The sequence below is a fragment of the Cryptosporangium japonicum genome, assembly GCF_039524755.1.
Classification (GTDB): Bacteria; Actinomycetota; Actinomycetes; order Mycobacteriales; family Cryptosporangiaceae; genus Cryptosporangium; species Cryptosporangium japonicum.
This window is the reverse complement of sequence record NZ_BAAAGX010000037.1, coordinates 1-18040: the sequence shown is the minus strand read 5'-3', so window position 1 is coordinate 18040 and position 18040 is coordinate 1. Positions and strand designations below refer to the sequence as shown.

Genomic DNA, 18040 nt, shown 5'->3' with positions numbered 1-18040 from the left:
AAGAGTGAACGCCGGAATCGTCTGGCTGACGTCGCGTCCGCCGTAGGTCGTTCGATGTACCCGCCTACCGCTCGAGACCTACCAGCCCCGACTGGTAGGCGAGCACGACGGCCTGCACCCGGTCGCGGACACCGAGCTTGGTGAGCACCCGGCTGACGTGCGTCTTCACGGTTCCCTCGCTGAGGAACAGGGCCGCGGAGATCTCCAGGTTCGACAGCCCTTTCGCGAGCAGCACCAGCACCTCGCGTTCGCGGGCGGTGAGCTCGGCGAAGACGTCGGCCGAGTCGGCCTGCGGCCCGGGAAGGTGCGGGAGGAACCGGTCGAGAAGGCGGCGGGTCGTCGACGGGGCCACCACCGCGTCACCCTCGTGCACCGCCCGGATCGCGCTGACCAGCTCGTTCGTCGGCACGTCCTTGAGCAGGAAGCCGGCCGCACCGGCGCGGAGACCCGCGAACGCGTACTCGTCGAGGTCGAACGTCGTCAGCAGCAGCACCCGCGGCGGGTCGGGGAGCGCGGCGATGCGCTCGGTGGCCCCCACGCCGTCCAGCCGCGGCATCCGCACGTCCATCACGACGACGTCCACGCCGCCGGCCCGGACGCGGTCGACCGCCGCCTGGCCGTCCCCGGCCTCGTCGACGACCACCAGGCCGTCCTGGGCGTCGAGCACCATCCGCAGCCCGCTGCGTACCAGCTCCTGGTCGTCCACGAGCAGAACCCGGATCATCGTGCCACCTCACTGGAGGTCCGTACGGACGGGACGCCGCTGGCCGGCAGCCAGGCCGTGACCGCGAAACCGCCGCCCGCGCGGGGACCGGCGGTGACCTCGCCACCGACCGCCGCGGCCCGTTCACGCATGCCGAGCAGCCCGAGCCCCGCCCCGTCGTTCGCGGCGGCGGCGCCGCGCCCGTCGTCGACCACCGAGACCGAGAGCCCGTCGGGCTCGACCGCGAGGCCGACCGCGGCCGACGCGGACGGCCCGCCGTGCTTCACGGTGTTGGTGAGCGCCTCCTGCACGATCCGGTAAGCCGACAGGCCGGCACCGGCCGGCACGCTCCCCAGGTCACCGGACACCTCCAGCGTGACCGGCAGGCCGGACTCGCGGACCTGGCCGACGAGCGTCTCGAGCTGCCCCAGGTCGGGCTGGGGTGCCCGGGACGCGGCCTCCGGGCTGCGCAGCACACCGAGCAGCCGGCGCATCTCCGCGGTGGCCTCGCGCCCCGTCCGCCCGATCGTCTCGAGCGCCACCGCGGCCCGCGCCGGATCGGACTCCAGGACGTGCCGGGCCCCGTCCGCCTGCAGCACCACCACGGAAAGGCTGTGGGCGACGACGTCGTGCAGGTCACGGGCGATGCGGCCGCGCTCTTCGACCACGGCGAGGCGGGCGAGCGCGTCGCGTTCGCGTTCGAGCCGTGAGGCCCGGTCCAGCGCCTCCTGCAGGTACGCGTGCCGGGCGTGCACGACCCCACCCCACAGCCAGGCCATGACCAGCGGCGCGCTGCACACCCCGATGCTCACCGCGAGCGCGATGATCTGGTTGCGCGCCGCGAGATCGGTCAGCGTGTACGAGGTCCCGGTCAGGCTGAGCACCAGATACGACCACTTCACCCCACCGATGACGCCGAACGCGACGCTCAGCACCAGCGCCGCCCGAGCGTGCGGACGAGGCGCGTACGCGGCCGCCGAGTAGGCCATGACGATGCCCGCGTAGAGGATCGCCGGGTGCGGGAAGTCGAACGTGGCCAGGCTGACCAGCCCGAGGACCGCGGTGGCGTAGAGGGCACCGACCTGGAACCGGCTACGCAGCGCGACCGGCACCACGAAGGTGACCGGGAAGACCGCCTGCCACCAGTACCCCGAGTTGGTCACCCCGGGAAACAACAGAAGCGCCAGCAGCGCGACGACGGTGGCAGCGAGCCCGTCGAACACCCGGGGATGTCCCCGGAGCCACAGATGCACGTGCCGCATGCCTGCCGAGAGTAGCCGTGGCCCGCGCCCCCGGCGCGGGACGCTCTCAGTCGCGGTCGCCCAGGAAGGCGATGATCTTGAGGATGGCCGGCACGCCACCGCCGAAGACGAGGAACCCGACGGTGACGGCCTGGACGCCGCTGCTGCCACTGGCCGCCGTGAGGATGCCCGCCCACTGCGCCAGCACCGCCGCCGCGAGCACGGTGACGAGCAGCAGCAGCCATCGCGGCACCCGGGAGTCGCCGTCATCCTGCCGATTGCCGCCGGTTGTCTCCTGAATAGCCATTGTCCGCTCCCTGCCCTGGTACCCGGCGACGAATGGGTACGACCGAAATGACGTCAGCCCGCGTGCTGTTCGAACACTCCGGTCGATCGAGCTCGATGGCCTAAAAAAAGCGTAGACGGCGCCGGAGTCGGCGTGAGGATGTCATCAACCCGCCAGCTAGCGCGGCGCCGCCTGCATCGAGCGAGCGTCGCGGTGCATGTTGTGCGCTGCACGAAAATAAGCGTCCACGAGAACCGAGCACGTTGCAGAATTACGGACGGTGGTCGATGGTGGACTGTAGGCTATCGGCCTGTTGGCTGATAGCGAGGTAGCTACTCGCGTGCCGACTCTGCCGGGGGAGGGTCCAATGGACGCGCGCAGAATCGACCCTGCTGTCCTACGGCGTCGGATTCGGGCGACGTTACGGTCGGCGCGTGAGCAGGCCGGTATGACGCAGCGCGGTGTCGCGCGCGAGATGGACTGGTCGCTGTCGAAGCTCATCCGTATCGAGAGCGGCATCGTGAACATCTCGACGAACGACCTGCGTGCCCTGCTCAGGCACTACGGAGTCACCGAGCCGGCCCGGATCGACGAGCTGGTCGCCATGGCCCGGGCGGCGCGCAGGCCCTCCGACTGGGACATCTACAAGGACGTCGTTTCGTCGGAGTTCCGAACCTACTTGGCCCATGAATCCGCGGCGACGGTAATTCGGGGATTCGAGTCTTTTGCTGTCCCCGGCCTGTTACAAACCGCCGATTACGCGCGGGCGGTGATGGCCGGAGCGGCGATTTCCCTCGAAGAAGATCGGCTGCAGAAGCGTCTGGAATTACGCCTCGATCGACAGGAGTTACTGCTGGGATCGGACGGGCCAAAGTTGTTCTTCATTGTCGATGAAGCGGTCATCCGCCGTGCGGTGGGTGGCCCCGGTGTCATGCGCGAACAACTGCGCCACCTACTCGATCTGATTCATTCCGAAGCGGCCACGATCTATGTCGTGCCATTCGTGGCGGGCTTCTATCCTCTGCTCCGTTGGCCCACGATCCTGTTGGAGTTCGCCGATCCCGACGAGCCCTATCTGCTCTACGTCGAACGGCCCGAAGGGGAGCGGCTGACCCGTGAAGACGCGCACGGTTCGGATGTCGTCGGCAGCCCGGCGGCCTACCTCGATGCGTTCTTCGAGGCGGAGAACCTCGCGCTCGATCAGTCGACGACCGCGCTCATCGAACAGGCCCTCGGCACTCTTGAGCGACCGTGAGGCGCGGAGCTGATCAGCGAGAGCGGACGAGCCGCAGGAAATCGCTCCACGCCGCGGGCGTCACCGACAGGCGGCGGCCGTCCGGGTCCTTGGAGTCACGCACCCGCACCGTCTGACCATCGGTGGAGACCTCGACGCAGTTGCCCTCGAAGCTGTAGCTGCTTTTCCGCCACGCGGGCCCCGCGCATCGAGAGACGGTCACGGTGCTTCGGCTCCTTGATCAGGAAAAGAGGAACGGCTACGCACTATATGCCCGAATAGTCAGAAAGTCGTGCGGGTCGGTCAGACGGCGGGGCCGCCGGGGCCGGCGGTGCCGCCGCGGCGACGCAGGTACTTCTCGAACTCGCGCGCCAGATCCTCGCCCGACGCCTGCGGGAGCGGCTCGTCGCCGTCCCGCTGCTCCAGCGTCCGGATGTACTCGGCCATGTCCGCGTCCGACGCCGCCAGTTCGTTCACCTGCGACTCCCAGGCCGCGGCGCGTTCGGCGAGCTCACCCATCGGCACCCGCATGTCGAGCACGTTCTCCAGCGTGTGCAGGAGCGCCAGCGTCGCCTTCGGGTTGGGGGCCTGGGCGACGTAGTGCGGCACCTGCGCCCAGTACGACAGCGACGGGATCTCGGCGCGCACGCACGCGTCGTGCAGGACGCCGACGATGCCGGTGGGGCCCTCGTACTTGGTCTGCTGGACGTCGTACCGGTTGGCCATCTCCGGGTCGGACGCCGAACCCGTCACCGGGAACTGGCGCGAGTGGGGCGTGTCGGCGAGCAGCGCGCCCAGCAGGATCACCTGCTCGACGTCGAGGGCGTGGAACAGCTCCAGGATCTCCTCGCAGAAACCCCGCCAGCGCATGTTCGGCTCGATGCCGCGCACCAGCACGACGTCGCGCTCGGCGCCGGGGGGCGTGCAGGTGGAGACCCGCGTCGTGGGCCACTCGATGCGCCGTCCACTGGGGTCTTCCGACATCGAGACCAGCGGGCGGTTCACCTGGAAGTCGTAGTAGTCGTCCGGATCGATCTCGGCGACGGGCTTGGCCTGCCACTCCAGCTCGAGGTGCTCGACCACCGCGGTCGCCGCGTCACCCGCGTCGTTCCAACCCTCGAACGCCGCGATGACGATGGGGGAACGCAGCACAGGTAGTCCGTCGAACTCGGTCACGGAACCACCCTACGCGGGACGCAAGTCGAAGGGGGCGGAGCGGCCGAGGGCACCCGATATGCCCTGATGGCTCTGCGGAGCCCGGTCACCGTTCACGGTAAGCTTGACAACATGGTGTCCATCCTGCGGAGCACGCCGGCCACTGCCCTCACGTCCGCGCTCAACGAGCGGGTCCTCGTCTCCGACGGAGCGATGGGCACGATGCTGCAGGCCGCGGACCTGACGCTCGACGACTTCGAGGGCCTCGAGGGCTGCAACGAGGTCCTGAACGCCACCCGCCCCGACGTCGTCGCGACGATTCACGAGGCGTACTTCGCGGCCGGTGCGGACCTGGTCGAGACCAACACGTTCGGCGGGAACTTCGCGAACTTCGCGGAGTACGACATCGTCGACCGGATCTTCGAGCTGAACGAGAAGGGCGCGCGCATCGCGCGTGAGGTCGCCGACGGCTTCAGCACCGCCGACCGGCCCCGGTTCGTGCTCGGTTCGGTCGGTCCCGGAACGAAGCTGCCGACGCTGGGCCACGCGCCCTACGCCCAGCTGCGCGACGCGTTCCAGATCCAGGCCGAGGGCCTGCTCACCGGCGGCGCCGACGCGTTCATCGTCGAGACCTGTCAGGACCTGCTCCAGGCCAAGGCCGCGATCATCGGCGCCCAGCGCGCGATGGCCAAGCTGGGGAAGCGGATCCCGCTGATCTGCCACGTCACCGTGGAGACCACCGGCACGATGCTGCTGGGCAGCGAGATCGGCGCCGCGGTCACCGCGCTCGAGCCGCTCGGCGTCGACTACCTGGGCCTCAACTGCGCCACCGGCCCGGCCGAGATGAGCGAGCACCTGCGCTACCTCTCGCAGCACGGCCACGTCGGCCTGAGCGTCATGCCGAACGCCGGCCTGCCGGAGCTCGGCCCCAACGGCGCGGTCTACCCGCTCGGCCCGGCCGAGCTGGCCACCGCGCTCACCCGGTTCGTCACCGAGTACGGCGCGCAGCTGGTCGGCGGCTGCTGCGGCACCACGCCGGAGCACATCCGCCAGGTCGCCGACGCGGTCAAGGACCTCACCCCGGCGGTCAAGAACCCCGACGACGAGCCCAGCGTGGCGTCGATCTACCAGTCGGTGCCGTTCCGTCAGGACGCCAGCGCGCTGATGATCGGCGAGCGCACCAACGCCAACGGCTCGAAGAAGTTCCGCGAGGCCATGCTCGACGGCCGCTGGCAGGACTGCGTCGAGATCGCCCGTGAGGCCACTCGCGACGGTTCGCACCTGATCGACCTCTGCGTCGACTACGTGGGCCGCAAGGGCGCCGACGACATGCGTGAGCTGGCCGGCCGCTTCGCCACCGCGTCGACGCTGCCGATCATGCTCGACTCCACCGAGATCGACGTGATCGAGGCCGGCCTGGAGTCGCTCGGCGGCCGCTCGATCGTCAACTCGGTGAACTTCGAGGACGGCGACGGGCCGGAGTCCCGCTACGCACGCATCATGCCGATCATCCGCGAGCACGGCGCCGCCGTCGTCGCGCTGACGATCGACGAGGAGGGCCAGGCCCGCACCGCCGAGCACAAGGTCCGCATCGCCGAGCGGCTGATCACCGACCTCACCCAGAACTGGGGGATGGCCGAGTCGGACATCGTCGTCGACACGCTGACGTTCACGATCGCGACCGGCCAGGAGGAGAGCCGCCGGGACGGCCTGGAGACGATCGAGGCCATCCGCCTGCTCAAGCAGCGCCACCCGGCCGTCCAGACCACGCTGGGCCTGTCGAACATCTCGTTCGGCCTCAACCCGGCCGCCCGGCAGGTGCTCAACTCGGTCTTCCTGCACGAGTGCCGTGAGGCCGGGCTCGACTCGGCGATCGTGCACGCCAGCAAGATCCTGCCGATCAGCAAGATCCAGGAGGAGCAGCGCGAGACCGCGCTGGACCTCATCTACGACCGCCGCCGCGAGGGCTACGACCCGCTGCAGCGTCTGCTGGAGCTGTTCGACGGCGTCGACGCCAAGTCCACCAGCGCCTCCCGCGCCGAGGAACTCGCGGCGCTGCCGCTCGAGGAGCGACTGCAACGGCGCATCGTCGACGGCGAGCGCAACGGCCTCGAGGCCGATCTGGACGCCGCGCTGCAGCAGAAGTCGGCGCTCGACATCATCAACGACACGCTGCTCTCCGGCATGAAGACGGTCGGCGAGCTGTTCGGCTCCGGCCAGATGCAGCTGCCGTTCGTGCTCCAGTCGGCCGAGGTGATGAAGACCGCGGTCGCGCACCTCGAGCCGCACATGGAGAAGAACGAGGACGACGAGGGCAAGGGCACGATCGTGCTCGCCACCGTCAAGGGCGACGTCCACGACATCGGCAAGAACCTCGTCGACATCATCCTGAGCAACAACGGCTACAACGTCGTCAACATCGGCATCAAGCAGCCGGTGAACGCGATCCTCGACGCCGCGGAGGAGCACCGGGCCGACGTCATCGGCATGTCCGGTCTGCTGGTGAAGTCCACCGTGGTCATGAAGGAGAACCTGGCCGAGATGAACACGCGCGGGGTCGCCGCGCGCTGGCCGGTGATGCTCGGCGGCGCCGCGCTCACCCGCGCCTACGTCGAGAACGACCTGGCCGAGATGTACGCCGGCGACGTGCGGTACGCCCGGGACGCGTTCGAGGGCCTCCGGCTGATGGACGCGCTGATGCTGGCCAAGCGCGGCGGTGTCGCGCCGGAGGAGAGCGCCGAGGAGACCCGCAAGGCCGCCGAGCGCAAGGCCCGGCACGAGCGGTCGGCCCGGATCGCGGCCGAGCGCAAGGCCAAGGCCGGCCCGGAGATCTCGGTCGACGACGAGAGCGTGAAGTCCGACGTCGCCACCGACAACCCGGTGCCGACGCCGCCGTTCTGGGGCGACCGGGTGGTCAAGGGCATCCCGCTGGCGGAGTACTCCGGGCTGCTCGACGAGCGGGCGACGTTCCTCGGCCAGTGGGGCCTGCGTGGCGCCCGCGGCGGCGAGGGGCCGTCCTACGAGGAGCTGGTGGAGACCGAGGGCCGGCCGCGGCTGCGGTACTGGCTCGACCGGCTGCTCGCCGACAAGGTGCTGGAGGCCGCCGTGGTCTACGGCTACTTCCCGGCGGTGTCGGAGGGCAACCAGCTGATCGTGCTGGAGTCGTCCGACCCGGCGTCGGCCGAGCGGGTGCGGTTCCGCTTCCCGCGGCAGGTCCGCGACCGGCGGCTCAACCTGGCCGACTTCTTCCGCTCGCGGGAGGCCGCGACCGCGGAGGGGCGCACCGACGTCGTCGCGTTCCAGGTCGTGACGATGGGCAACCGGATCGCCGAGTACGCCAACGAGCTGTTCGCGGCCAACTCCTACCGCGACTACCTCGAGGTGCACGGGCTCTCCGTGCAGCTCACCGAGGCGCTCGCCGAGTACTGGCACCAGCGGGTCCGGGGCGAGCTGGGCTTCGGCGACCAGGACCCCGCCAAGGTGGAGGACTTCTTCGACCTGCAGTACCGCGGCGCCCGGTACTCGTTCGGCTACCCGGCCTGCCCCGACCTGGAGCAGCAGGAGCAGCTGTTCGAGCTGGTCAAGCCGCACCAGATCGGCGTCAAGCTGTCGGAGGAGTTCCAGCTGCACCCGGAGCAGTCGACGTCGGCGATCGTCGTGCACCACCCCGAAGCGAAATACTTCGCGGCCCGATGACGCCCCCTCCCGACGCGGCCCTTCCCGACGCCGTCCTCTTCGACATGGACGGCACCCTGTTCGACAGCGAGAAGCTGTGGGACGTCGGCCTGGACGAGCTGGCTCACCACCTCGGTGGTGAGCTCTCCCCGGCGGCGCGGACGACGATGATCGGCGCGCCGCTGGCGATGTCGATGGAGATCCTGCACGCCGACCTCGGGCGCCCGGATCTCGACGTCGCGACGAGCGGCGCCTGGCTCGAGGACTACATGCGCACGTTGTTCACGACGTCGCTGGTCTGGCGGGCCGGTGCGCAGGAGGTGCTGAAGGCGGTCCGGGCGGCGGGGATCCCGGCCGCGCTGGTCACCGCGACCCGGCGCAACCTGGTCGAGGTCGCGCTCGACACGCTCGGGCGGGAGAACTTCGACGCGGTGGTGTGCGGTGACGAGGTCACGCACTCGAAGCCGCACCCCGAGCCGTACCTGCGTGCGGCGTCGCTGCTGGGCGTGAACCCGGAGGCCTGCGTCGCGATCGAGGACTCGGTGAACGGCACCGCGTCGGCGGAGGCGGCCGGGTGCCCGGTGCTGGTCGTGCCGAGTGAGGCACCGGTGCCGTCCGGGCCCCGGCGCGTCCACCGGGAGTCCCTTGTGGGCGTCGGCCTTCCGGAGCTCGCCGCCGTCCTGACGGCTGTTGCGTCCTGACCCGTCAGCGGGTCTAGAGTGCCTCGCGGGGTCGATGAGACCTGCAACCAACGGGGAGACGTGATGCAACCACAGGGCTACGGCGGCCAGGCCGGCCAGGCACCGTTACCGGGCTACGGTCAGCCCGCGTCGCACCAGCAGCCGTGGGGTGCCCCTCCGCCGGGGTACGGCCCGCCGCAGCCGGGTCACCCGCAGAGCGCGCCGCCGCAGCAGGGTCATCCGACCAGCGCGCCGCCCCAGCCGGGCTACCCCCAGCCCGGTTACTCCCAGCCCGGCTATCCGCAGGCCGGTTACCCGCAGGCCGGTTATCCGCAGCCGGGGTACCCCCCACCCGGCTACCCGCAGCCGGGGTATCCCCAACCCGGCTACCCGCAGCCCGGGTACCCGCAGCAGCAGAACTTCGCCGCTCCCGCCGCCGGAGCCGGCCTCTGGAACCGTCCCGGCACGAAGCTCGTCGTCGGCAGCGCGGTGTTGTTCGTGGTGGGCATCGCCATCACGGTCGGCACCTTCGCCTTCGCCGACCCGGGCGGCCACTTCCTCGTCGCCACCGGCCCGATGATCTTCGGCGTGATCGGCGTCATCAAGGGCCTGATCCAGATGGCGAAGGGCTGAGCGGGAACCCGCTTGCCCCGCTGGTCTACCGTCGGAACCGCGGCACGGTGCCGGGGTGACGCCTGCTGCTGTTGATCACGAGCGGCCGTCCGAGCGCGAGGGGTGCGCGGACGGCCGCCGTGCTTTCTCCGCCCACCTGCGACGGCCGGGCGGGGAGACTCCCCGCCCGGCCGGAACCGCCGTACCGCGCCGACCTACTCGTACGAGATGGCCGCCAGCACGTTCAACCGAGCCGCACGCAGCGCCGGCAGCAGCGCCGCGATCACGCCCACGAACACCGACAGCACCAGGTAGGTGCCCATCTGGCCCCAGGGGAGGGCGAACTCGCTCAGCCCCTGCGACTTGAGCGCCTGCACCACGGCCGCGCCCAGCCCGACACCGACCACGATACCCAGCAGTGCGCCGAACACCGAGATCACCACCGATTCGACAGTGATCATCCGGGTGGTCTGCGAGCGCCGCAGACCGATCGCCCGCAGCAGGCCGAGCTCCCGCGTCCGCTCGATCACCGACAGCGCCAGCGTGTTCACGATGCCGAGGATCGCGATCAGGATCGCCAGCGCGAGCAGGATCTGCACGAAGGTCAGGATCGTGTCGAACTGCCCGGTGATCTGGTCGATGAACGCGCTCTGGTCCTGCACGTTCACCTCCGGGCTGTCGGCCAGCAGCGTCTTGATCTCGGCCTCGACGTCCTTGACCGACGCGCCGTCCTCGACCTTCACGAACGCCTGGGCGGGCTGGGCGACCTGGAAGTTCTTCGCGGCGTCCTCGCCGGCCATGAAGCCGCTGAAGGCGTCGTTCTGCTCGTAGACGCCGACGATCTCGTAGTTCTCGGCGCCACCCTTGACCTGCTGGACCGGCACCTGGTCGCCGACCGAGAGCCGCTGGTCCTTCGCGGTGTCCTCGTCGACGACGATCTGGTTGGGGCCGATCCGGTCGATCTCGCCGGACTTCACCTTCAACCCGATCAACTCGCGCGTCGCCGCCGGGTCGCTCGCAGCGGCCAGGTAGCTCTGCTTGTTGTTGATCTGCGCCGGGCCGACGTAGAACGCGGCGACCTTGTCGACGCCCTCGGCCTGCTCCATCTTGTCCAGCGTCGCGACGTCGAACGTCGGCGGCTGCGGCCCGGTCTGTTGCCCGGAGACGATCAGCTCGGCGTTCAGCTGGTCGCCGACCGCCGACGAGATGCTCTTGCTGGCCGACGCGACGATCGTGCTGACGCCGGTGACCAGCGCGATGCTCACCATCAGGGCCGCCGCGGTGATCGCGGTGCGGCGCGGGTTGCGTGCGGAGTTGCGCCGCCCGAGTTGACCGGGCACCGACCAGGCGAAGATCCGCCCGATCACCGAGACGATCGGCCGGCTGACGATCGGCGTCAGCAGCGCGACCCCGATGAACACCAGAAGCACACCGCCGAGCAGGGCCCACAGCGAGCCGTTCTCGGTCAGCCCCCACGCCATCAGCGCGCCACCCACGATGAAGATCGCGCCACCGATCGACGTGATCTTGGTGAGCGGCTTGTCCGGCGTGGCGGCGTCACGCATCGCGGCGATCGGCGGGATCCGGGAGGCCCGGACCGCCGGGAACAGCGCCGCGACCAGCGTCACGCCGATGCCGACGACGAACGACGCGATGATCGCCGAGAGCGGAACCGTGAGCTGCAGGTCGATGTTCGCGCCACCGAAGTTGCTGAACACCGAGCCCAGCGCGAACCCGATCCCGATGCCGAACAACAGCCCGACGACCGACGCGATCACGCCGATCACCAGCGCCTCGAAGAGCACCGACCGGATCACCTGTCCCCGTGCGGCACCCATCGCGCGGTACAGCGCGAGTTCGCGCGTCCGCTGGGCCACCAGCATCGAGAACGTGTTGAGGATCAGGAAGATGCCGACGAACAGCGCGACACCGGCGAAGCCCAGGAAGATGTAGTTGACGAAGCTCAGCGCCTGCTGGATGTCCTGGGAGTTGGCCTCGTTCACCTCGTCCCGGGTCTGCACGGTGTAGCCGCTGCCGAGGACACCCTCGATCGTCTTCTTCAGCTCGGTCTGGCTGACGCCGTCGTCGGCCTGCAGCTGGACATCGGTGTAGACGTCCTTCTGGCCGAGCATCAGCTCCTGCGCGACCGGCAGCTGCCAGGCGACGACCTGCGAGCCACCGAGCGTGTCCCGGTCGCCGCTGTAGCCGAAGATGCCGACGAGCGTGAACTCCTTCTTCGGCTGCAGCGTCAGGATGCCGATCGTGTCGCCGACCTTGAAGTTCAGCGCCTTCGCGATCGAGGCGTCGACGACGACCTCGTTCGGTGCGTTCGGGCCGCGGCCCTCGCGCAGCTGGATCAGGTCGTCCTCGCCGGTCCAGTTGCTCCCGAACCGTGGGGCGAAGCTCGGAGCGACCTTGCCGTCCTTGCCGATCACCCGGGCACCGTCGGCGAACACGTTCGCGGTGGCCTTCGCGACGCCGGGCGCCGACTCGATCTTCGCGATCTCCGACGCCGGGATCAGCGCGCTGGCCGTATCCGAGCCGGAGTTCTCGAGTTTCGGCTTCGCGGTGACCTGGACGTCGATGTTCTTGTTGATGCCCTGGAACATCGCGTCGAACGACTTCGCCATCGACGAGGTCATGACGATCGAGCCGGCCACGAACATCACGCCGAGGACGACGGCGAACGCGGACAGCGTCAGCCGCAGTTTCCTCGACAACAGGCTCTTGAGGGTCGCGCGGAACATCACGCGGCCCCGAACGTGTCCAGGGTCTTCATCTTCTCCAGCACCCGGTCGCTGGTGGGCTCGAAGATCTCGTCGACGATCTGGCCGTCGGCGAGGAACACGACCCGGTCGGCGTACGAGGCCGCGTTCGGGTCGTGGGTGACCATCACGATCGTCTGGCCGAAGTCGCGGACCGAGTTCTGCAGGAACTGCAGCACCTCGGCGCCCGAGCGGGAGTCGAGGTTGCCGGTGGGCTCGTCGGCGAAGACCACGTCGGGCTTCGAGACCAGCGCACGGGCGCACGCCACGCGCTGCTGCTGACCGCCGGAGAGCTGCGTCGGGCGGTGCTTGAGCCGGTCGCCGAGACCGACGGTCTTGATCACCGTGGCCATCCACTCCGGGTCGGGCTTGCGCTTGCCGATGTTCAGCGGCAGCAGGATGTTCTCTTCGGCGGTGAGGGTCGGCAGCAGGTTGAACTGCTGGAAGATGAAGCCGACCTTCTCCCGGCGCAGCAGCGTCAGGCCCTTGTCCCCGAGCGTGTCCACCCGGGTGCCGCCGATCCAGACCTCACCGCGGGAGATCGAGTCCAGCCCGGCCAGGCAGTGCATGAGCGTCGATTTGCCGGACCCGGAGGGCCCCATGATCGCGGTGAACTTGCCCCGCTCGAACTCGGCGCTGACACCGGCGAGCGCGTTCACCCGGGTGTCCTCGGTAGTTCCGTAGACCTTCCACACGTCGACTGCCCGCGCGGCGGCAGTGCTGCCGGTCGCGTCGGCTGTCGATGAGTCGGTCATCGGCGTCGTCACAGCCCTCTCCATCCCCTGATTTCGGCGCGGCCGCAAGCGGTTCACAGCCGTGCCACATCCCCGTGTGCTGTCGTGATGCAGCGTCCACCCCAACGTAAGGGGAGGCTCAAGGCGTATTCGTCGTCGCCTGGTCTGGTCCGCACGTACGACCTAGGGGGGACACCGACCCCGGGAGCGCTCTCAGGGTTCCCCTGAGCTGTACTCCCTCTGGGGTACTACCGCTGGCTCAGCGCCTCGGCGATCACGGGTTCGACTGTCGTCTTCGTGACACCGAGGCCGGTGAGCAGACCGTCGCCGTTCTCGTGCTCGAGCAGCGCGAGCAGGATGTGTTCGGTGCCGACGTAGTTGTGGCCGAGCCGCAGCGCTTCGCGGAACGTCAGCTCCAGGACCTTCTTGGCGTTGGCGTCGAACGGGATGAGCGCGGGCAGGTCCTCCACGGCCGGCGGCAGCGTCGCGGTGGCGGCGGCCCGCACCGCGTCCAGCGTCGTGCCGCTGGCGACGATCGCCTTCGCCGCGATCGCCTCGGGCTCGGCGAGCAGCCCGAGCACGAGGTGCGCCGGCCCGATCTCCGGGCTCCCGGCGCGGCGCGTCTCCTCCTGCGACTGGACGACGACGTTGCGCGCCCGGGGCGTGAAACGGGCGAAGTTCTGGTCGGGATCGCCGGGCACGAACCGCTTCTGGGCGGCCTGCTTCGTGACGCCCATGCTCCGGCCGATGTCGGTCCAGGACGCGCCGGCGCGGCGGGCCTGGTCAACGAAGTGCCCGATCAGGTGGTCGGCGACGTCACTGACGGCCTCGGCGGTGAGCACCGCGGTGGAGAGCTGCTCGAGCGGGTCGCTCTGGGCTTTCTTGATGCCGGCGATCAGCGCGTCGAGTCCGATGCCGGGGGGAAGCTGGGGTGTGGTCATGCGTCAACCCTAGGTTGACGACTTCCGATCGTCAACTTCAGGTTGACGCCTTCAGGAGCGCGGCCGGACCAGGCCGGTCTCGTACGCGAAAATCACCGCCTGCACCCGGTCGCGGATGCCCAGCTTCGTCAGCACGTGCCCGACGTGGGTCTTCACCGTCGTCTCGCTGACGAACAGTTCGCGCGCGATCTCCCCGTTCGACTTGCCCCGCGCCATCAGCGTGAGCACCTCCTGCTCCCGGTCGGTGAGCACGCTCAGCGGGCTCCGCGGGTCGACGCCCGGCTCGGGCAGCCGGTCGGCGAACTGGTCGAGCAGCCGACGCAGGATGCGCGGGGTGACCACCGCCTCGCCCGCCGCCACCGTGCGGATCGCCGCGATCAGGTCCTCGGCCGGCACGTCCTTGGAGAGGAAACCGCTGGCCCCGGCACGCAACGCGCCCACCACGTACTCGTCCAGGTCGAACGTGGTCAGCACCAGCACCCGGGTGGGCAGACCGGCGGCGACGATGGCCCTGGTCGCGGCCACCCCGTCCAGGCGGGGCATGCGGACGTCCATCAGCACGACCGACGGCAGCAGGCGCCGGGTGAGCTCGACCGCCTCCACCCCGTCACCGGCCTCCCCGACGACGTCGAGGTCGGCTTCGGCGCCGAGCACCATCCGGAAGCCCGTGCGCAGCAGCGGCTGGTCGTCGGCCAGGAGCACCTGGATCCGTCGTGGTTGCGCCGGTTCGGTCACCGTCACCCTCTCTCCTCGTCAGGCCGACGCCCGGGAGGCGCCGTCCAGGGGTAACCGGGCGTAGACCCGGAACCCGCCACCGGACCGTGCACCGGTCCGCAGCGTGCCACCGTAAAGGGCGACACGCTCACGCATCCCCACCAGCCCGTGGCCCAGGTGGTCGTCGCCCGGCGCCGGACCGTGCCCGTCGTCGGTCACCGTGATGCGTACGCCGTCGACCGCGAACTCCACCGTGATCACGGCGTGCGTGGCGGCCGCGTGCTTGAGCGTGTTCGTGAGCGCCTCCTGCACCACCCGGAAGACGGTCAGGTCGAGGCCCGGATCGAGCTGGGGTGCCGCGCCGGAGACCGTGAGCTCCACGTCGAGCCCGGCCTCACGCACCTGCTCGGCCAGCTGCTCGAGGCCGGCGACCCCCGAGGCGGGCGGCGGCTCGTCCGGGGCCCGTTCGTCGTCGGTACGCAGGACGTCGAGCAGGCGGCGCATCTCACGCAGGCTGGCCCGCCCGGTGTCCTCGATCGTCTTGAGGGCCTCGTCGGCGGAGTCGGGGTCGCGGCGCAGCGTCCGCCGGGCGCCGGTGGCCAGCACCCCCATCACGCTGACGTGGTGGGCGACCATGTCGTGCAACTCACGCGCGATGCGCCGACGCTCGTCGAGGACCGCCTGCCGCGCGGCGGCCTCCCGGTTGAGCTCGGCCACCCGCGCCCGCTCCTCCAGCGCCGCCGTGTACGCCCGCCGGGTGAACACGGTCCGCCCGAGGAAAAAGCAGGCCAGCAACGCGACGACGCCGAACGTGGTCGCCGCCCACCGCTCCGCGTCGGGTTCCGGCCCCACCAGCCCCACCGCGCTCCCGCAGAACCCCAGCGCCGCCGTGGCCAGCACGGCCCGACGCACCGGGGCGAGCGCCGCGCGCGTGTAGGTGACGACGAGCCCCGCGACCGTGGTCGCCGCCACCGCGTCGGCGTGCCACTCGGTGAGGAGCAGCGACACACAGACCAGCCCGACCGACGGCAGCGGCGCCACCCGGCGCAGCGCGACCGGGAGGATCGCGAAGGTCGGCAGCAGGAACCACCACGCGGTTTCGGTGGTGGCCCGGCTGGGATCGGGCCCGACCGGACCGGCCGCGACGGCGAACAGGGCGAGAATCGTGAGAGCAAGGGCCGAGTCGACGCCGAGCGTCCGCCAGGTCGAGCGTGGTTTGGCGGGGTCGTGCTCGGGCGGCGGCGTGTTGAACCAGCGCCGGGTGGCGGTGGCTTCGTCGGGTCGCGGTCGGCCGAACCACCGACGTGCGGAGGCGTCCCGCCCGCTGAACCACCGGCGTGTGGCGTTGTCCCGTTCGGGTTGCTGTCGGCTGAACCAGTGGGGTGCGGAGGGGCTCCGTGGGCTGAACCAGCTGTGTGCGGAGGGGCCTTGTCGGCCGAACCAGCGGTGTGTGGAGGGGGCCTGGTCCGACCGCGGAACGAGCCCGAAGCCGCCGAAGCGACGACCCGCGCCGGAGCGGGGCCGCCCGTCGATCAGAGGCAACGGAAAGCGCACGGCGTTCATTGTGTCCGACCGGCCCCCCACCCCGCGCCGCCCGCGACCGCTGCGCCCCATGCGACCACGGGGTCGGGCGTGACTGTGGGGCCGGGCGTAGCTGTGGGGTCGGGCGTGGCTGTGGGGTCGGGCGTGGCTGTGGGGTCGGGCGTGGCTGTGGGGTCGGGCGTGGCTGTGGGGTCGGGCGCGGCTGTGGGGTCGGGCGTGACTGCGGGGCCCGGGCGTGACTGCGGGGTCCGGGCGTGACTGCAGGGTCGGACGGGGCTGCTGTGTCGGGCACGACTGGTGTGTCTGCGACCTGCGTGCCGATTGCGACTGCTGTGTCTGGTGTGACTCGATACCGGATCGCGACCCCCGTGCCTGGCGTGACATGTTGCCGGGTCGCGACCGCTGATCTGGTGCCACCTCGGTTTGGCCTGGCTGGGGTGCCCGGTGCGGCTGCGGTGCCCGGTGCGGCTGCGGTCCGGTACGACCGTTAATGGTGGGGCTGCAGTGGCTGGCGCGCTGGTTGTGTCTGCCATGCTCGATACGCCTGCTGCATCTGCCGCACCCGCCGTCTGTCCTGCTCTTATGGCGCCACGCGTGTGGTGCGTTGCTGCCACGCCGCTAATCCCGCATTCGCAGCGCTCTGAACCGGCGGCGTTCTGGACCGGCAGCCCTCTGGACCCGCGGCGCTTCTACAACTGCAGCGCGGTTTGGTGCCCGCGGGCCTGGTGTGTTCAGTGCGCACGGTGTGGTTGGTGCGTGCGCACATCTGCTGCAGTCGCTGTGTCTACCGCGCTTGGTCCGCCGGGCTCGCAGTCCTTATCGGTCTGCGGGCTCTGCGGGCTCTGCGGGCTCAGCGGGCTCAGCGTTACGCAAATTGCGCGGCGTTGCGGGTGACACGGTAGGTGCAGGGATCAGCAACTGCAGCAGGCGGCTGCGAGGAGCTAGGCATATCGAGCGCAAAACTTGCCGAGCGCGGGACGACAGCGAGCACACATGGCACCGCAGGTGTGGAATGCGCCACCAGTGCGCGGCCATCGCCAGTCAGGGAGGCGCGTAGGTTCACGCGCCGCAGATGGAGGGCGCCGCAGATGGAGGGCGCCGCAGATGGAGGGCGCCGCAGATGGAGGGCGCCGCGGGCACAGGTGGCGGTGCGCCCAAGAGACACCGCCAGCGGACTGCGTGGAGCCCAGTGCCACTTCATCCCGCGGGCAGGAGCGCTTGGTGATGGATCGTCGGGGGAGGCGCACCGTGGCCACCGGAACCGGACGCGAATGTGTCGTGTGCGGCGGCGAGTGCCCTGCTTGGCCGAGCTGATAGTCGCCGCACTCGGCAGCATCGGCACGGCTGGTAGATCTCCGCCGCTCGAGGCCGGCGTTCGACCGGGAAGTTGCTCCGCGATGATCCCGAAAACGGTCAGACCGGGCTCGCCGCTGGGCTACCACGGCAACGCAGGCAAAAGTGTGTCACTAGCCGCGCAAGCGAAGTGACCTCGCGCCCGGCGCCCCGGTGAAACTCGGGCACCCCGATCCGCGACTGACTTCGTGCGCCCGCAGAGTGCCGATGCACCCGGCTGACCGGCGAGGCTGCTGGCCCCGCTCCGCTCCGGCCCGCCTGGCCCCGCTCCGCTCCGGCCCGCCTGGCCCCGCTCCGCTCCGGCCCGCCTGGCCCCGGCCCGCCTGGCCCCGGCCCGCCTGGCCCCGGCCCGCCTGGCCCCGGCCCGCCTGGCCCCGGCCCGCCTGGCCCCGGCCCGCCTGGCCC

The 18040-nt window shown here is 70.3% G+C and carries 14 protein-coding genes; 4 read left to right on the top strand and 10 right to left on the bottom strand.

The annotated features are described in order from the left end of the window. Window positions 1-64: 64 nt before the first annotated feature. Genes ABD437_RS38370 through ABD437_RS38360 form a run of 3 tightly spaced genes read right to left on the bottom strand, consistent with a single transcriptional unit; the run spans window position 65 to window position 2251 of the window. Window positions 65-724 (bottom strand): response regulator, encoded by a 660-nt coding sequence (locus ABD437_RS38370; protein WP_344653901.1) that lies wholly within the window; start codon window positions 722-724, stop codon window positions 65-67. Then, window positions 721-1965: a sensor histidine kinase gene (locus ABD437_RS38365; RefSeq protein ID WP_344653900.1), complete on the bottom strand. Its 1245-nt coding sequence runs from the start codon at window positions 1963-1965 to the stop codon at window positions 721-723. Before ABD437_RS38365 ends, ABD437_RS38370 begins: the two co-directional genes overlap by 4 nt. Before the next feature lie 46 nt (window positions 1966-2011). Then, complete coding sequence (locus tag ABD437_RS38360) at window positions 2012-2251, bottom strand: hypothetical protein (protein WP_344653899.1); 240 nt, start codon at window positions 2249-2251, stop codon at window positions 2012-2014. A gap of 346 nt (window positions 2252-2597) precedes the next feature. On the opposite strand from ABD437_RS38360, the gene ABD437_RS38355 reads away from it, so the two are divergent. Then, on the top strand, window positions 2598-3485 hold the full coding sequence (locus tag ABD437_RS38355; protein WP_344653898.1) for a helix-turn-helix domain-containing protein: 888 nt from the start codon (window positions 2598-2600) through the stop codon (window positions 3483-3485). Between the two features lie 13 nt (window positions 3486-3498). On the opposite strand, the gene ABD437_RS38350 is transcribed toward ABD437_RS38355, so the two are convergent. Then, window positions 3499-3687 carry a DUF397 domain-containing protein gene (locus tag ABD437_RS38350; RefSeq protein ID WP_344653897.1) on the bottom strand — a complete coding sequence of 63 codons (189 nt, stop codon included), beginning with the start codon at window positions 3685-3687 and terminating at the stop codon, window positions 3499-3501. A gap of 80 nt (window positions 3688-3767) precedes the next feature. Beyond that, window positions 3768-4640 carry a PAC2 family protein gene (locus ABD437_RS38345; RefSeq protein ID WP_035856257.1) on the bottom strand — a complete coding sequence of 291 codons (873 nt, stop codon included), beginning with the start codon at window positions 4638-4640 and terminating at the stop codon, window positions 3768-3770. A gap of 111 nt (window positions 4641-4751) precedes the next feature. Between ABD437_RS38345 and metH the strand changes: the two genes are divergently transcribed. The 3 genes from metH (at window position 4752) to ABD437_RS38330 (ending at window position 9607) form a co-directional block, all read left to right on the top strand. Continuing rightward, window positions 4752-8315, top strand: coding sequence for a methionine synthase (gene metH, locus ABD437_RS38340; RefSeq protein ID WP_344653896.1), 3564 nt, complete (start codon window positions 4752-4754; stop codon window positions 8313-8315). Further along, window positions 8312-8995 carry an HAD family hydrolase gene (locus ABD437_RS38335; RefSeq protein ID WP_344653895.1) on the top strand — a complete coding sequence of 228 codons (684 nt, stop codon included), beginning with the start codon at window positions 8312-8314 and terminating at the stop codon, window positions 8993-8995. Before metH ends, ABD437_RS38335 begins: the two co-directional genes overlap by 4 nt. A 63-nt stretch (window positions 8996-9058) precedes the next feature. Further along, complete coding sequence (locus tag ABD437_RS38330) at window positions 9059-9607, top strand: hypothetical protein (RefSeq protein WP_344653894.1); 549 nt, start codon at window positions 9059-9061, stop codon at window positions 9605-9607. Window positions 9608-9801: 194 nt separating this feature from the next. On the opposite strand, the gene ABD437_RS38325 is transcribed toward ABD437_RS38330, so the two are convergent. The 5 genes from ABD437_RS38325 to ABD437_RS38305 all read right to left on the bottom strand — a co-directional run bounded on the left by ABD437_RS38325 (window position 9802) and on the right by ABD437_RS38305 (window position 16294). After that, the gene (locus ABD437_RS38325) at window positions 9802-12333 is read right to left on the bottom strand and encodes an ABC transporter permease (RefSeq protein ID WP_344653893.1); all 2532 of its coding nucleotides are present in this window, start codon (window positions 12331-12333) and stop codon (window positions 9802-9804) included. After that, the gene (locus tag ABD437_RS38320; protein ID WP_344653991.1) at window positions 12333-13106 is read right to left on the bottom strand and encodes an ABC transporter ATP-binding protein; all 774 of its coding nucleotides are present in this window, start codon (window positions 13104-13106) and stop codon (window positions 12333-12335) included. Before ABD437_RS38320 ends, ABD437_RS38325 begins: the two co-directional genes overlap by 1 nt. A 227-nt stretch (window positions 13107-13333) precedes the next feature. Continuing rightward, complete coding sequence (locus ABD437_RS38315) at window positions 13334-14026, bottom strand: Clp protease N-terminal domain-containing protein (RefSeq protein WP_344653892.1); 693 nt, start codon at window positions 14024-14026, stop codon at window positions 13334-13336. Window positions 14027-14077: 51 nt separating this feature from the next. Next, entirely contained in the window at window positions 14078-14767 is a 690-nt protein-coding gene (locus ABD437_RS38310) for a response regulator (RefSeq protein ID WP_425558342.1), read from the bottom strand. A gap of 12 nt (window positions 14768-14779) precedes the next feature. Further along, window positions 14780-16294 (bottom strand): sensor histidine kinase, encoded by a 1515-nt coding sequence (locus ABD437_RS38305; RefSeq protein WP_344653891.1) that lies wholly within the window; start codon window positions 16292-16294, stop codon window positions 14780-14782. Window positions 16295-18040: the final 1746 nt, after the last annotated feature.

Excerpts from the sequence above, each read along its gene's own strand:
- ABD437_RS38355 (WP_344653898.1), top strand. The coding sequence starts at position 2,598 with ATGGACGCGCGCAGAATCGACCCTGCTGTCCTACGGCGTCGGATTCGG.
- ABD437_RS38360 (WP_344653899.1), bottom strand. The coding sequence starts at position 2,251 with ATGGCTATTCAGGAGACAACCGGCGGCAATCGGCAGGATGACGGCGAC.
- ABD437_RS38315 (WP_344653892.1), bottom strand. The coding sequence starts at position 14,026 with ATGACCACACCCCAGCTTCCCCCCGGCATCGGACTCGACGCGCTGATC.
- ABD437_RS38320 (WP_344653991.1), bottom strand. The coding sequence starts at position 13,106 with ATGACCGACTCATCGACAGCCGACGCGACCGGCAGCACTGCCGCCGCG.
- ABD437_RS38330 (WP_344653894.1), top strand. The coding sequence starts at position 9,059 with ATGCAACCACAGGGCTACGGCGGCCAGGCCGGCCAGGCACCGTTACCG.
- ABD437_RS38335 (WP_344653895.1), top strand. The coding sequence starts at position 8,312 with ATGACGCCCCCTCCCGACGCGGCCCTTCCCGACGCCGTCCTCTTCGAC.
- ABD437_RS38370 (WP_344653901.1), bottom strand. The coding sequence starts at position 724 with ATGATCCGGGTTCTGCTCGTGGACGACCAGGAGCTGGTACGCAGCGGG.
- ABD437_RS38365 (WP_344653900.1), bottom strand. The coding sequence starts at position 1,965 with ATGCGGCACGTGCATCTGTGGCTCCGGGGACATCCCCGGGTGTTCGAC.
- metH (WP_344653896.1), top strand. The coding sequence starts at position 4,752 with ATGGTGTCCATCCTGCGGAGCACGCCGGCCACTGCCCTCACGTCCGCG.
- ABD437_RS38325 (WP_344653893.1), bottom strand. The coding sequence starts at position 12,333 with ATGTTCCGCGCGACCCTCAAGAGCCTGTTGTCGAGGAAACTGCGGCTG.